Source organism: Dyella sp. AD56 (assembly GCF_002878475.1).
Taxonomy (GTDB): Bacteria; Pseudomonadota; Gammaproteobacteria; order Xanthomonadales; family Rhodanobacteraceae; genus Dyella.
On record NZ_NRDP01000003.1, the window covers coordinates 142,621 to 157,266 of the forward strand.

Here is a 14,646-nt window from a genome sequence, read left to right on the forward strand (position 1 = left end):
TTGTTTCCGTGGGTTTCTCGGCTCTCAGTAGAGCACGCGACTACGCAGCGTGCCCGAGATGGCTGCTAGCTGGTCTTTCAGTTCGGCCGATTGTTTCTCGTCGGCGGCCACATCAATCACCACGTAGCCCACTTCGCCGTCCGTCTGCAGGAACTGGGCATCGATATTGATGTTGCCGGCAGAGAACAGCTCGTTGATGCGCGAAAGTATGCCGGGCACGTTGCGGTGGATGTGCAGCAGGCGGCGGCTGCGCGGGTGCTCCGGCAGCGATACCTCCGGGAAATTCACCGCTGACAGGGTGGAGCCGTTGTCGCTGTAGCGCACCAGTTTGGCGGCGACTTCGATGCCGATATTGTCCTGCGCCTCCAGCGTGCTGCCGCCGATATGCGGGGTGAGGATGACGTTGTCCATCCCCACCAGTGGCGACACGAAGGCATCGTCGTTGCCCTTCGGTTCCACCGGGAACACGTCCACCGCCGCGCCGGCCAGATGCTCCGCGCGCAAGGCTGCGGCCAAGGCGTCGATATCCACGACGGTGCCACGAGAGGCATTGATCAGCAGCGAACCCTTGCGCATGCGGGACAGTTCACGGCTACCGATCATCAGCTGCGTTGAGGGCGTCTCTGGCACATGCAGGGTGACGACATCGGCGCGCTCGAGCAGGTCCTCGAGACTATCCGCCGCCCGCGCGTTGCCGAGCGAAAGCTTGGATTCGATGTCGTAGAAGATCACCCGCATGCCCAGACTTTCGGCCAGTACGCCGACCTGCGTGCCGATGTGGCCGTAGCCAACGATACCCAGCACCTTGTCGCGGACCTCAAAGCTGCCGGCCGCCGACTTGGTCCAGCCGCCGCGATGGCACAGAGCGTTCTTCTGGGGGATGCCGCGCAGCAGCATAATAGTTTCAGCGATAACCAATTCCGCGACGCTGCGCGTGTTGGAGTAGGGCGCGTTGAATACCGGCACGCCGAGCCGGCGCGCACTGCCCAGGTCCACCTGATTGGTGCCAATGCAGAAGCAGCCCACGGCAATTAGCCGTTTAGCCTGCTGAAGTACTTCATCCGTCAGGTGAGTGCGCGAGCGGATGCCGACGATGTGCGCTTCCGCGATGCGGGCCTTGAGATCCGCTTCCGGTAAGGCTTTTTCGTGGTATTCGATCTGGCTATAACCGGCGCGGTGGAAGCTTTCGACGGCACTGCGGCTGACGCCTTCCAGCAGGAGCACCTTGATGTCTTGTTTCGGGAACGAGGTCTTCATGGGCCATGGCGCGGTGGATGACCCGGTCACTATGCCAGACCTTGAAGCGCTTTTGCGGCGTCGCAACACTGGACGATGCAAGGCTGCGCTGGCAGGCTTGCAGGGCACTCCGGGGAACACCACATGACTGACGCTCGACTGGCCGCGCTTGCCGCTCGGTTGCCCAACCTTCGCCTGCTGACCGATCCGGCCGACCTGGAGCACTACGGCCGTGACTGGACGCGCCGCTGGACACCCGCGCCGCTGGCTATCGCGTTGCCAGGCGACGTTGCCGAGGTGCAGGGCATCGTGCGCTGGGCTAATGAGCAGGGCGTCGCCGTGGTTCCATCGGGCGGCCGCACGGGCCTTTCCGGTGGCGCGGTCGCGGCGCATGGCGAACTGGTGTTGAGCCTGGAACGCATGAATCGCGTGCTCGCTTTCGACGCCGTGGATCGCACGCTTACGGTACAGGCAGGCATGACGCTGCATGCCGTGCACGAAGCGGCGAAGGAACAAGGGCTGATCTATCCGGTGGATTTCGCCGCGCGCGGCTCGTGTTCCATAGGCGGCAATATCGCCACCAATGCGGGCGGCATCCGTGTGATCCGTTATGGCAATACGCGGGAGTGGATCGCTGGCCTCACGGTGGTCGCCGGCAATGGCGAATTGCTGCAACTCAATCGCGGCCTGATCAAGAACTCCAGCGGCTACGATCTGAGGCAGTTGATGATTGGCTCGGAAGGGACGCTCGGCGTCGTCGTCGAGGCGACGTTGCGGCTCACCGATCCGCCGCCGGCTTCGCAGGTGATGCTGCTGGCATTGCCGAACATGGACGCGCTGATGGAAGTCTTCGCGCTGTTCCGTTCCCGTCTCACGCTACAGGCATTCGAGTTCTTCACCGATGTGGCGCTGTGCCACGTGCTGGCACACGGCGCGCAGCGCGCTATCGATGGGGATCACCCCTATTACGTCGTTACTGAATTCGATGCGGACGAGTCATCACAGGATGCCGCACTCGCCGCGTTCGAGTACGGCGTGGATCACGGCTGGATCAGCGATGGCGTGATCGCGCAGAGCGAAGCGCAAGCCGCTGCGCTGTGGCGCCTGCGCGAGGGCATTACCGAAAGCCTTGCGCCACATCGCCCGTACAAGAACGACATCTCGCTGCGCATCAGCGCGCTGCCAGTGTTCCTGCACGAGATCCAGGCACTACTTGGACAGGAGTATCCGCACTTTGATGTGGTGTGGTTCGGGCATATCGGCGACGGTAACCTGCACATCAACGTACTGCGTCCGGATGATCTTTCTGACAGCGACTTCATCGCTCAATGCGAGCATGTCACGAAGCTGCTCGCCGACACCTTGCAGCGCCACGGCGGCAGCATCTCCGCCGAGCACGGCATTGGCCTGGTGAAGCGCGCCTACCTGGGCAGCACGCGCAGCGAGGCGGAGATCGCCCTGATGCGTGGCGTGAAGCAGGTGTTCGATCCCAAGGGGCTGCTCAATCCGGGCAAGCTGTTCATCTGATCGGTTCAGGCGGGTGGTCGTAAGCAAGGTCTAAGTCACGCGTTGCATGCTTTGGGGACCCCGTCACCAACAGGTCTCCCATGCACCGCCCCCTTCGCAACGTCCTTGCTCTCGCGCTGTTCGCCGCCTGTTCTTCGCATGTTTTTGCCGCACCACAGGCGGCCCCGTTCCAGGTCATTTCGCAGCTGCCGCTGGGCGGCGCTGGTGGCTGGGATTACCTGAGTTTCGACGAGCAGCACCGCCACCTGTTCGTGACGCGCGGTGATCGCGTGGAAGTGGTGGATGTGGACCAGAACAAGCGTGTCGGCACCATTCCGGGCACGCAGGGCGTGCATGGCGTGGCGCTCGACCCGTCCACGCATCGTGGCTATACCAGCAATGGCCAGTCGGCTTCCGTGACGGTGTTCGATCTCAACACGCTGGCAGTGCTCGCCACCATCAAGGGCACCGGCGAGAAGCCTGATGCGATTACCTACGATGCGATGTCGAGGCACGTTTTCACCTTCAACGGCAAAGGCAAGTCCTTCAGCGTGATCGATCCGGCGAACAACACCGTGATCACGACGGTGCCGTTGTCCGGCAAGCCGGAGTTTGCGGCGACGGACGAAGCAGGCCACATCTACGTGAACAACGAAGACACCGCCGAGCTGATCAAGATCGATACGGCGACGAACAAGGTCGTGGGCACTTGGAAGCTCGGTACCTGTGAGTCGCCGTCCGGCCTGGCCATCGATCGCAAGCACCACCGGCTCTTCTCCGTCTGCGACAACAAGCAGATGGTGGTGAGCGACGCGGATGCGGGTAAGGTCGTCACCAGCGTCGCCATCGGCGAGGGCTCGGACGCGGTGGTCTTCGACGACGCCACCGGCATGGTGTACAGCTCCAACGGCGAGAGCGGCAACATCACCGCCGTACACCAGGACGATGCCGACCACTACAGCGTGGCCGCGACCATTCCCACTCAGCCGAGCGCGCGTACGTTGGCACTCGATCCCAAGCTGCATCGCCTGTACTTGTCGGCCGCCACGCTGGCCGGCCCGGCGCAGGAAGGCCATCACCCGGCCATCAAGCCGGACAGCTTTACCGTGCTGACCGTGGGCGCGCCGTAACGCCTGTCCGGGCTACTGGCGGGCCGCTGGACGGTTCGGGCGAAAGGGGGCGGCGTGTTAGCCTAAACAGCCGTCCCCGTTCGCTTCAGGAGCCCCAGCATGTCGCAGGAACTTCGTACCCTGTACCCCGAGATCGAGCCGTATGACACCGGGATGCTCAAGGTCTCGGACCTGCACACGCTGTACTACGAGCAGAGTGGCAACCCGAACGGCAAACCGGTGGTGTTCCTGCACGGCGGTCCTGGCGGTGGCACTAACCCGAAGTGCCGTCGCTTCTTCGATCCGGCGGTGTACCGCATCGTGCTGTTCGATCAGCGTGGGTGTGGCAAGTCCACGCCGCACGCGGAGTTGCATGACAACACTACGTGGAACCTCGTCAACGACATCGAGCGCATCAGGAAGCACCTAGGTATCGATCGCTGGCAGGTGTTCGGCGGTTCGTGGGGTTCCACACTGGCGCTGGCCTATGCCGAAACGCATCCGGAGCACGTAACCGAACTCGTCCTGCGTGGCATCTTCATGCTGCGTCGCTGGGAGCTGGAGTGGTTCTACCAGAAGGGTTGCGATGCGCTGTACCCGGATGCGTGGGAGACCTACCTGCACGCCATTCCGGAAGCCGAACGCGGTGACCTGATGAGTGCCTACTATCGCCGCCTGACCAGCACCGATCCGGTGGTGCGCGTCGAGGCTGCACGTGCATGGTCGGTGTGGGAAGGTGCGACCAGCTACCTGTATCAGGACGAAGGCCACATCCAGTCCAGCGGTGAAGACGAGTTCGCGCTCGCCTTTGCGCGCATCGAGTGCCATTACTTCGTGCACGGTGGCTTCTTCGAACATGACGACCAGTTGCTGCGCAACGTGGGACGTATCCGTCACATCCCGGCGGTGATCGTGCAGGGCCGTTACGACGTGGTGTGTCCGATGCGCAGCGCGTGGGATCTGCACCGCGCCTGGCCAGAAGCGGATCTGCACGTCGTGCAGGATGCCGGCCACTCGGCGTTCGAGCCCGGCAATATCTCTGAACTGGTGAAGGCCACGGACCGCTTCCGCGGCTGATCGTCCCTCAGGTGATTTCTCAAACCCCCGGCCGGCAACGACCGGGGGTTTTTCATGGGGTCCCAGCGAGCTTGGGGAATACGTGCAGGCTGACGTGCGCACGCTTGGCCTGGCGCTTGGCGCGTGCGGCCAGCATGGCGATGGATTGCGCCCGCTGCGGCAGTGGCGGTGCCAGTTCGACCGCACCCATCACGACGGTGGTGCACGGGAAGAATTGAGGATCACCCCGGCGATCCTTTCCACGCAGCCCGCCGTGGACTAGGTCGTCCACATCAAACAATTGGGGCGAGCGCGCGTTGAAGGCGTCGATGATGCGCTGGCAGCGTGCTTCCCAATCGCCGCTCTGGAACAGCACCACGAAATCGTCACCGCCGATATGACCGACGAAATCAAGCGACGGATCGACGTGTTCGCTTAGCAGGCTCGACAGCAGGCGGATCATCTCGTCGCCACGCGAGTAGCCGTAGTGGTCGTTGAAGGGCTTGAAATCAGTGAGGTCCACGTGCACGACAGTGAACGTGTCACCCCCGTCGATCAAGCGTTCCAAATGCTCCGTGGTGGGGATGTTGCCCGGCAGGAAAGTCAGCGGATTGGCGTGGCGCGCCGCCTCAATGCGCAACTCACTCACACGGCGTACCAGTGCTTCACCGGTGCCGAGGCCAAGATAGTGTCCCTTGCGGGTGACGATGAAGCCGTCGGCCAGATAGCGCTGGTCTTCACCGCGCAACACGTCGGCCAGGCTTTCCAGGCTGCGGTTTTCGTCGCAGACCAGCGGTGCACTGTTCATCAGCGCGGTGCATGACTTCCTCGCCAGCAGCTCGCGTGCAAAGGGTTGCGCCATGCGCTCGTTGACCAGCCGGCGATTGATCAGTCCGATGGGGTGGCCGTCCTTCACCACGGCGACGGCGTGCAGTTCTGGGTGCTTCACAAACAGCGCCATGACTTCATCATTCGTCTGCCGTGGTAGCACCGCCGGCGCTTCCATCAGCAGGTGACTTACCTGGGTCGGGCGCTGGGTCACGGGGCCGCGCGGGCGCGGCAGCACCGGCACGGCGGCGGTGCGCAATACCTGCCGGACTTCGGAGCTGACCTCGTACACGGCACGTTCGGCAGGGTGACCGATCAGGAAGCCCTGCGCGTAGGGAATACCCAGGTCGCGCATCACACGCAGATCTGCCGGGTCTTCCACGCCTTCGCCCACCAGATCGGTGCCGAGCGACTCGGCGACCTGGCAGAGCGAGCGCACGATGGCGAGCCGTCCCGCGCTGCGCGACAGCCCATTGATCAGGTAACGATCGATCTTCACCACGTCAGGGTGGATCTCGTTCCACATCTCGAAGTTGGAATGACCGTTGCCGAAGTCGTCAAGCGCGATGCGCATGCCGTGCGCGCGCAGATAGCCCAGTGCATGCGCAAGGCGGGCAGGGCTTTCCACTACGTCGCGCTCGGTCACCTCAATGGTTACGCGTGCCGGATCGAGGCCGCACGACGACAGCGCCGCGAGCACATCGTCCGGCCGCAACGAGTCGTGCAGAATCGCGTGCGCGCTCAGGTTCACCAGTAGACGGCCCGGAGCCGCCTGGGCTTCGAACGCGCTGCAGAGCGTACGTGCGGCGTGCAGCTCCAGTTCCGCCAGTCGACCTTCCATGCGCGCCAGATCCAACAGGTCGAGGATGGAAATATTTCCCGGCGCGAAGGCGCAGCGGCTGAGACCTTCGTGCGCGACAACCTCGAGCGTGTCGACGCGCACCACGGGCTGGAAGACTGGTCGAAGGCTTCCTGCGAGAAGTGCGCGCTCGAGCATGGCGTGCGGCTTGTATTGGTAAGCGAGACTGACTGACATGCCCTGCTGGATGTCAGGCCGCGATGGCCTGAGCGTTTTGCGTCATTGCGGATGGAGGACGCGCGTCGTGCGCCGTCCCATGATCGCCGCCCTTTTCGGGGAGACGGAAGAAGGCGACTTGCCGCATTAGCGTGTCAGCATCGGTGGCCAATGCGCGCCCGGTGAAGTTGATGTCTTCCACTAGATCGGCATTCGCCTGGGTGATGCCGTCCATCTCCATGACGGCGCGGTTGATCTGGGTGATGCCGCTGACCTGCGACTGGCTGGTGCGAGAAATCTGCATGACGCGTTCGGACATGCTGCCCATGCCGGACACGATACCGTCCAGCGCCTCGCCGGAACGGGACACGCGCTCGCGTGCGATGTCGACCGCTTCGCTACTGCGCTCTACCAGGCGGCGGATGTCCTTGCCCGCATCGACGCAGCGACGCGCCAGTTGCCGCACCTCCGTCGCTACCACGGCGAAGCCGCGGCCGCGCTCGCCGGCCTGCGCGGCTTCGATCGCCGCGTTGAGCGAGAGCAGGTTGGTCTGGAAGGCAATGCTGTCGACCAGATCGACGATTTCCGAGATATCGCGGCTGGCCTTTTCGATGGCGAGCATCGAGTCGATGGCCTCGCTGGCCACGTGACGTCCGTGCTCGGCGTGTGCCAGCGCGTCGCGTGCCGCCAAGGCTGCACCATCGGCATGGCCGGCGCCCTGTGTAGCCGTGTCGGCCATCTGCGCCATCGAGGCGGCGGTTTCTTCAAGGCTGGCGGCCTGGGCCTGCGTGCGCTCGCTTAGCGCGTCGTTGTCCTGTGCAAGGCGGCGCGCGCGTTCGCCCACGGATGCCGCGCCCGTGCGAACCTGGGTGAGCACGCGGGTGAGTTGTGTATCCATCGACGCCAGTGCGCGCAGCAGCTTGCCTAGTTCGTCGTTCGCGCCGGCTTCTACCGCTTCGCCCAGCGTACCGGCAGCGATGCGTTCGGCCACGTGGGTGGCACGGGTCAGGCGCTGCATCAGCGAGCGCATCAGTGCACCGTCCATCACGATGGTGACGACCAGTGCCACACCCAGCAGGACGAGCAACAGGATCATGCCGTCGCGGTCCGCCGCATGCTGCATCCCCACCTGCTGGTTGCCCTTGGCCAGCGCAGCCTGGAACAGATTGGCGAAATCGCTTTGCAGCGGCTCGTACGCCGGCTGCACCTCGGTGGTGAGCTTGAGGCCGGCGATATCGAACTGACCGGCATCGAGCAAGGCGAGCGTCTCATCGATCGCGCGGTCGGCATCGGCGCGATGCGCGGCGGCCACTTTGAGCGTCTGCGCCTGTTCCTGCGCCAGTTCACTGTCGAGCAGCGCTTTCCAATGGCGCTCGCCATCCACGCGATCCGCGTGGATGCGCGTGTGGGCGTCATCCACGGCGGAGGGCAGTTGGGACATGACGGCGTGCACCAGCACCTGCAGGGTGCTGTTGTAGTCGTTCTGCACGCGGCCTACATCGGCCACCGGGCTGAGCGAGCCTTCCACCAAACCCTGGATACGCGTGTCGGCGCGATGCAGTTGCACTACACCCGCCACGCAGGTGATCGCCAGCAAGGCCACGATGGCCAACAGGCGCAGCAACAGGCGCTGACGTAGCGTCAGTCCGGTGATCCGCTTGGATAGCTTGAACATGGGGGGAATCCGGGGGTGAGGGTACTGCAAGAGCTGTCGGCTCCCCGCGCGGCAACTTTAGCCATAAATCAAAAAAAATATTCTTCTAATTCAAATTGTTATGGTGATTTCGGGGTGGCATGGAAGCGCGGCAAAGATCGCACGGGAAGATGTCGACCCCATGACTTTTGTGCTGCACTTCTCATTCCGTCGGACCACAAAAAAGCCCCGCCAGTGATGACGGGGCTGTTGGATGGTGTGCGGTGAAGGCGCTTAGCTGGCGGGCAGTTGCTTGGTGCCGAAGATCTTGTCACCCGCATCGCCGAGGCCGGGCAGGATGTAGCCGTGCTCGTTCAAGCGCTCGTCGATGGACGCCGTGTAGATCTCCACATCCGGGTGAGCCGCCTCGATACGCTTGAGGCCTTCGGGCGCGGCGACCAGGAACAACCCCTTGATGCGCTTGCAGCCGGCGGCCTTCAACATGTCCACCGTGGCGACCAGTGTGCCGGCGGTGGCGAGCATGGGATCGACGATGATCGCAATGCGCTCGTCCATGCGGCCGGTGAGCTTCTCGTAGTAAGTGATCGGCTTGAGCGTTTCCTCATCGCGCTGCAGACCGACCACGCTGACCTTGGCGGCGGGGATCATGTCGAGCACGCCGGGCAACATACCCAGGCCTGCGCGCAGGATCGGTACGATGGTGACCTTCTTGCCCTTGATCTGATGCACGGTGAGCGGGCCGGCCCAGCCTTCGATGTGCTGCTCGACCGTTTCCAGATCCTTGGTGGCCTCGTAGGTAAGCAGCGAGGCCACTTCAGAGGCGAGTTCGCGGAACTCCTTGGTGCTGATGCCGGCGCGGCGCATCAGGCCGAGTTTGTGCTGGATCAGGGGATGGCGGACTTCGACGATCTTCATGGGTAAACCTGGCTGCGTGGGTCGTGCAATTGTCACTCACGCTGCGTGACGAGGGCGAGGGGTTTGCGCAAAGGGAAGCGGCGTTCGATGCCCGCCTGCTCGATCAACGCGGCATCGTGGCTCACCAGGATCAGCGAACCGCGATAGGTGGCCAGTGCCTGTTCGAGCAGGTGGCGGCTGTCCAGGTCGAGATGGCTGTCCGGTTCGTCGAGCAGCAGCAGGTCGTAGGGCTCCAGTGCACTGTCCAGCGCAAGCAAGGCCAGCTTCACCCGCTCGCCGCCGCTCAAGTGCCGGGCAGGCAAATCGGCCCGCTCGGCGCGCAGGCCAATGCCGGCGATGTATTCGCGATAGCGCGTGGGGGTGTGGCCGGGTGACAGCGTGCGCAGGTTGTCCAGTGCGCTCAGGTCGTCCTGTAGCAGGCTGTAGTGCTGGTCGATCAGCAGCACGCGCGCGCCGCGCCGCATGCGCCCCGCACGTGGCGACTGGTGGCCCATGATGATGACAAGCAGACTCGACTTGCCGCTGCCGTTATCACCGCACAGATGTAGGCGCTCACCTGGTGCGAGGTGCAGATCGATGGGCTCGGCGTGGCCGTGCGGGAGGATCACATCTTCGAGCAGCAAAGACGCATGCGTGGCCGGAAGCGTGCCCAAGTCGAATCGCTGGGAGCGATGCAAGTCAACGCGTGTCCGTGCTTCAGTCAGTCGTTCGCGCTGTCGCTCTTGTTGTGATCGCTGTGCGGTGCGCAAGCGGGCTCCGGTGTCTTCCGAGCGTTGCTTGCGACGGTCCAGCAGAATGGTGGCGATGTTGGCGTTGCCGCGCTCGCGGTCGGCTTTGTGCTGGCGTTGCTCAAGACGCTCGCGATCTTGTTGCTGCCGGCGATCAAGCGCCTTTTGTTCGCGCCGCGCATGATCCAACTGCTGTTCCGCCGCCTCGGCTTCGGCCTCCCGCTGCGTCAGGTACGCGGCGAAGCCGTCGCCATAACGCTGCATGCCGCGCGGGGAGAGGTCATCGATGGTCTGGGCATCCGCCAGCAATTCGCGATCATGGCTGATCAGCAAATAGCCGCCCATATGCATGCGCAGGCATTCACGTAGCCAGTGACGGCTGCGCCGGTCCAGGTGATTGCCGGGTTCGTCGAGTATCAGGAAATGATGTGTCTGCTCGAACATGGCGGTCAGCCGCAGGCGTACGCGTTCGCCACCACTGAGGCTTTCCCATGGGCGCGTTTCATCACCGGGCACGCCGGCCTCGTCGAGCCAGCGGCGCAGGCGTTCGCGTATGCCCCAGTCCTCGTCGATCGTTTGGAAATCCAGCGGATCGACGCTGCCTGACTCGATGCGCTGCAGGGCATCCAGCTTGCGATTCACGCCGAGTGCCTCGGCCACGCCTCCGGCGAAGACTGGCCATCGCTGTGGCAGGTAGTCGAGTGCCATGTGGCGGACCACGCTGCCCTGCGTCGGTGCGACTTGACCAGCGAGGATGCGCGCCAGCAGCGATTTGCCGCTGCCGTTGCGTCCGACCAATGCATGGCGGTCGACAGTAAAGGTTACGTCCAGATCCTGGAATACGGGATCGCGCCCGGGCGGCGCGAAAGTGAGTTGGTGTGCGTGTATGGCAATAGCTGTCATAGACCCTCCGGTAGGGGAGTGGCATACGACAGGGGGTCTGCGCGAAAGCGCGCGGGGATGTCGACCGCCCTGTCACTCGTAGCCAGACGCAACGCGCGCACGAAGGCGGCGTGTCAGTCGGCAAGGGAGTGGCTTAGAGGCGCATGTCGGCGGCGAATCCCAGTGGAAAATGAGTGCGCAGCATAGCAGGGCTTGCTTAAGCACAAATAAAAAAGGGTGCCGACCAAGGCCGGCACCCTCGCAACACGCTCGGGCTTTAGTGAGCGGCGCTGGGCTGGCTGCTCAGACAGGTGCTCATGAACTGCTTGCGTGCGTCGCCCTTGAGCGACTTGGCTTGCGGGTCGGCGTTACAGGATTTCATCTTTTCCTGTTGCGTCATCTTGGTTGGCGCTGCGGCCGGGCTTTCGCCCTTCAGGCAACTGCTCATGAAGGTCTTGCGGTCGTCACCGGTCTTACCCGTCGCCTGCTTGTTGCAGTCAGTCATGCGTTGCTGCTGTGCATTCTTGGCAGGCGCGCTGCTGGTTGCGGCCTGGGGCGCGGCGAAAGCGGTGGATGCGGCAAAGGCCAGCGCGACGCTGGCTACCATCAGGCTCAAACGCGAAGACATGCGGGTACCCTCCTTGATGACCGGCGAGTGCCGGTGGCGCAAGTCTATGCCTGCAGGCAGGTCGTCGGGGAGGGTCATTCCAGGCCAGCGCTACAGATCATTCAGCCATGCAGCAGCCTGATATCCCTGTGCTGGAAGCGAACGGTGTCACGGGCCATAAAGAGAAAAGCCACGCCCGTCGCCGGGCGTGGCTTTTCAGTGGGCAACGGTTAGGGCTTAGTGGCCCCAGCCGTGTCCTTTGCCGTCGTCATCGTCGTCATCGTCCCGATGCTCGTCGTAGCCACGGGGCTTCTGTTGGCCCAGCTTGCCCGGCACGAACAGATCCACCACGAAGCCGTCATGGTCGGACACGCCGATCGCCTTGCGCGCGTCAGTGGCCGTGACAGCGTCGGCGGCGGTCTGTGCCGGTGCATCGAGGTCGGCACGGCCGTACTGCATTTCTACGAAGCGAAGTCGCGCGGCATAGTTCAGCAGCGCATGGTCCAGCACCTGCACGGTCGGCACTTCGCGCCCCGAGTTGCCGGAGCCCGCCTGGGTGTAACCCTGGATGGGCCCGAACTTCTCGGTGAACAGGAACGAATAGCGATCGTTCTTCGGCACCGACTCCACCGCATTCCACAGCGCCGGCTGCACGATGTTCTTGCCGAGTTTCAGCTGGTTCTCGCTGTCTTTGTACTTGCCAGAGATCAGCCCGACCACGTCGACCCAGCCATCGCTGAACTGATAGGCATTGAAGTCGCCCACCACCATCAGTGGCTGCCACGGATTGGTGGTCTGCAGCTTCTGCACCTGACGAGCCAGCGAGGATGCCTGCAGGAAACGCTTCTGACGGTCACGCACGGCGCCAGCGTCATCCTTGTCGACATTGGTGCGCGCCTTGGTGTGCACCGAGATCACCTGGAAGCGCACACCACGAGCCTCTGCGGTGAGCAATAGCGGCGGGTGGTCGTGCACGAAGGCGGTCTGCCCGTTGTCGTTCCAGTTTTCGTCGGCTGCCAGTTGCTGTACCGACACCACACGGACGCGGTCGCTGCGTACCAGGAAACCCACGTTGATGCCGCTGGGGTCATGTCCCGGCAGCAGATAGGCTTGGTACTTGGTGCGGTACTCGCCGTTCAACTGCTGGGCGAGGCCCTGCAACACTGACAGGCTCTTTACTTCCTCCACCGACAACACGTCCGGCAGTTTCAGCACGCTGCCGATGTAGGCCGACAGACGCTGCGTCTTCAGGGCTACCTCGTCAGCGGTCGGCTCCTTGCTGTTGCCGCTGCAGGTGAAGGTGGTGTTGAAGTCGCTGTCGCAGAAACGCTCGGTGTTGAACGCGCCGATTCGCAGTGCGTAGGGGGCGGTCGGTGACACCGAACGCGGCATCTCCGCAGCGCGCTTGAGCGTGATCTTGGTCGGGATAAAGGTGTACGCGCCGAAGTCGTACGAGATGACACCTTCTGCACGGAACGTGCTGCCCGCCACGAACGGGGTATTCGCCGGCACGGCACCGAAGTCCGCCGTATTCATCTTGAACACTTCGGGGTTGCCGCTCCAGTTGGGGAGTTCCACGCCCGCGGGCACCGGCACGCCGTAGCGCACTCCCGGCAGACGCAACGAACGCTTGCCGTTCGCCGTGATGCTGACTTCGGCATACGGCTGCGTGCTGAAACGCTTGTTGCCCGTGTTGATCATGCCGTTCTCGATCACCACGCGCATGCCAACGAAGCACTGGAAGTTGGTGGCGCCGCACGACAGCTTGTCGGGATTGGACGAAGGGATCTTGTCGCCAAACACCACCGGCGCCGGCAGGCGGCTACCGTGTGCCTTCACGGTGACGGTCGCGTTCTTCAGTTCGGGCAGGTTGTAGTAGTTGTCGACGGTGGCATCCACATCCACCACGTCGCCCACTGCCACGGTCGGCTTGCCGCCGGTATAGACGTAGATGCCGTTGGAGGTGAGCGGATCGGCGTCGGCGCGTGCATCCGGCGTCTGCATGGTGAAACCCGCGGGACCGACAGCGGTGACGACGTTGACCGTGGTCTTCACCGGCTTGCCGACCAGCGGAGAAATCTGTTCGCGACCCTGGATCTGCCAGATCTCGGCGGCGACCGGGATGTTGTAAAGGATGGCGCCCAGCGCAGTGTCGCGCGCCAGCGGGATGTTGCCGCCCGGCTGACTGAGCTTCACTTCGAGCGCTTTGTCGTCGCTCGGCGTGGTGCGGCCGTGCACCACCACGTTGAAGCTGGCCTGGGTCTGGCCCTCGGCGATCTTCAGGGTGGTATCGAGTGCGTCGTAGTCGCCATTGGCAACGGTGGCCGTGCTGTCGTGGGTGGTCGCCTGCACGGTCACGCCGCCGGCCGGAGCGGGCTGAGTGAGGGTGACGGTGAAAGGCATCTTGACGTCGGTGGCGCCTTGCACGGTGACGCTGGCGTCGGCGATGGAGAACGACTGGCCCATCACCACGCAGGTGCTGGTGCTGTTGTGCGGCGTGGTGGGCGAGACGACGACGAAGTCCGCCTGGTTATTGCCGGTGTTGCGCGGCAGGCCGGCGGCGTCGGTGCTGCGGGCATAGCCCTTGTCGGCGTTGGTGGTGCCCAGAGAGGCTAACGGCGTACTCGCCTGATAGGCCGAGCCGGCCGACAGACCCACTTGGTCGATCAACTGGCCCGCGCCATTGAGGATGGCCAGGCCGCCGTCATCGGTGACGCCCGTGCTGTACTTGATGTCGCCGGCCACGTTGCCGGAGTAGCCACCGCTGGCGCCGTTGGCCAGCAACAGATAACAACCCGCGCCAATGGACGTACCGCTGGGCAGCGTCAGGCGTGTGCCTGTGGTGCCGCTCGCGTTGGATGCGTTGAACTTGTAACCGGACAGGTCCAGCGCCTTGCTGCCGCTGTTGAACAGCTCGACGAATTCGTCGTTGCCGCCGGCCGGACCACGGACTCGAAATTGGATGATGCTCAGATCGTCTGCGTGTGCGGCAGTCGCCGACAGCATGACGAGCAGCGCTGCCACCAGGGCGCGCCGGACGTGCGTAGCTTTCATTAACCACTCCCTTTACCTGGGGCCGGGATGGACCCATCGGGGACGAGGCTAGTAAG

General features: G+C 63.6%; 10 protein-coding genes. 3 read left to right on the top strand and 7 right to left on the bottom strand.

Annotated features, from left to right (window positions below):
* Window positions 1-24 precede the first annotated feature (24 nt).
* The gene (serA, locus tag DyAD56_RS03205; RefSeq protein ID WP_102301300.1) at window positions 25-1,257 is read right to left on the bottom strand and encodes a phosphoglycerate dehydrogenase; all 1,233 of its coding nucleotides are present in this window, start codon (window positions 1,255-1,257) and stop codon (window positions 25-27) included.
* A 123-nt stretch (window positions 1,258-1,380) separates the two neighbouring features.
* Here serA and DyAD56_RS03210 point away from each other — a divergent pair, with 123 nt between their 5' ends.
* The 3 genes from DyAD56_RS03210 to pip all read left to right on the top strand — a co-directional run bounded on the left by DyAD56_RS03210 (window position 1,381) and on the right by pip (window position 4,928).
* Complete coding sequence (locus tag DyAD56_RS03210) at window positions 1,381-2,763, top strand: FAD-binding oxidoreductase (RefSeq protein ID WP_102301301.1); 1,383 nt, start codon at window positions 1,381-1,383, stop codon at window positions 2,761-2,763.
* 80 nt (window positions 2,764-2,843) lie between these two features.
* Window positions 2,844-3,872 (top strand): YncE family protein, encoded by a 1,029-nt coding sequence (locus DyAD56_RS03215; protein WP_102301302.1) that lies wholly within the window; start codon window positions 2,844-2,846, stop codon window positions 3,870-3,872.
* A gap of 99 nt (window positions 3,873-3,971) precedes the next feature.
* A complete protein-coding gene (gene pip / locus DyAD56_RS03220; RefSeq protein WP_102301303.1) occupies window positions 3,972-4,928 on the top strand; it encodes a prolyl aminopeptidase in 957 nt (318 codons plus the stop codon).
* Between the two features lie 52 nt (window positions 4,929-4,980).
* Here the strand turns inward: pip and DyAD56_RS03225 are convergent, their stop codons facing one another.
* From DyAD56_RS03225 to DyAD56_RS03250, 6 genes are all read right to left on the bottom strand, one after another.
* Window positions 4,981-6,771, bottom strand: a complete 1,791-nt coding sequence (locus DyAD56_RS03225) for a phosphodiesterase (RefSeq protein WP_199178868.1) — start codon at window positions 6,769-6,771, stop codon at window positions 4,981-4,983.
* 13 nt (window positions 6,772-6,784) lie between these two features.
* Window positions 6,785-8,425 carry a methyl-accepting chemotaxis protein gene (locus DyAD56_RS03230; RefSeq protein ID WP_102301304.1) on the bottom strand — a complete coding sequence of 547 codons (1,641 nt, stop codon included), beginning with the start codon at window positions 8,423-8,425 and terminating at the stop codon, window positions 6,785-6,787.
* Between the two features lie 252 nt (window positions 8,426-8,677).
* A complete protein-coding gene (gene upp / locus DyAD56_RS03235) occupies window positions 8,678-9,319 on the bottom strand; it encodes a uracil phosphoribosyltransferase (protein WP_102301305.1) in 642 nt (213 codons plus the stop codon).
* Window positions 9,320-9,351: 32 nt separating this feature from the next.
* The gene (locus DyAD56_RS03240) at window positions 9,352-10,950 is read right to left on the bottom strand and encodes an ATP-binding cassette domain-containing protein (protein ID WP_102301306.1); all 1,599 of its coding nucleotides are present in this window, start codon (window positions 10,948-10,950) and stop codon (window positions 9,352-9,354) included.
* A 256-nt stretch (window positions 10,951-11,206) separates the two neighbouring features.
* On the bottom strand, window positions 11,207-11,557 hold the full coding sequence (locus DyAD56_RS03245; RefSeq protein ID WP_233202265.1) for a PsiF family protein: 351 nt from the start codon (window positions 11,555-11,557) through the stop codon (window positions 11,207-11,209).
* A 216-nt stretch (window positions 11,558-11,773) separates the two neighbouring features.
* Entirely contained in the window at window positions 11,774-14,590 is a 2,817-nt protein-coding gene (locus DyAD56_RS03250; RefSeq protein ID WP_102301307.1) for a lamin tail domain-containing protein, read from the bottom strand.
* Window positions 14,591-14,646 lie beyond the last annotated feature (56 nt).

Excerpts from the sequence above, each read along its gene's own strand:
- DyAD56_RS03230 (WP_102301304.1), bottom strand. The coding sequence starts at position 8,425 with ATGTTCAAGCTATCCAAGCGGATCACCGGACTGACGCTACGTCAGCGC.
- DyAD56_RS03215 (WP_102301302.1), top strand. The coding sequence starts at position 2,844 with ATGCACCGCCCCCTTCGCAACGTCCTTGCTCTCGCGCTGTTCGCCGCC.
- serA (WP_102301300.1), bottom strand. The coding sequence starts at position 1,257 with ATGAAGACCTCGTTCCCGAAACAAGACATCAAGGTGCTCCTGCTGGAA.
- DyAD56_RS03240 (WP_102301306.1), bottom strand. The coding sequence starts at position 10,950 with ATGACAGCTATTGCCATACACGCACACCAACTCACTTTCGCGCCGCCC.
- upp (WP_102301305.1), bottom strand. The coding sequence starts at position 9,319 with ATGAAGATCGTCGAAGTCCGCCATCCCCTGATCCAGCACAAACTCGGC.
- DyAD56_RS03225 (WP_199178868.1), bottom strand. The coding sequence starts at position 6,771 with ATGTCAGTCAGTCTCGCTTACCAATACAAGCCGCACGCCATGCTCGAG.
- DyAD56_RS03245 (WP_233202265.1), bottom strand. The coding sequence starts at position 11,557 with ATGTCTTCGCGTTTGAGCCTGATGGTAGCCAGCGTCGCGCTGGCCTTT.
- DyAD56_RS03210 (WP_102301301.1), top strand. The coding sequence starts at position 1,381 with ATGACTGACGCTCGACTGGCCGCGCTTGCCGCTCGGTTGCCCAACCTT.
- DyAD56_RS03250 (WP_102301307.1), bottom strand. The coding sequence starts at position 14,590 with ATGAAAGCTACGCACGTCCGGCGCGCCCTGGTGGCAGCGCTGCTCGTC.
- pip (WP_102301303.1), top strand. The coding sequence starts at position 3,972 with ATGTCGCAGGAACTTCGTACCCTGTACCCCGAGATCGAGCCGTATGAC.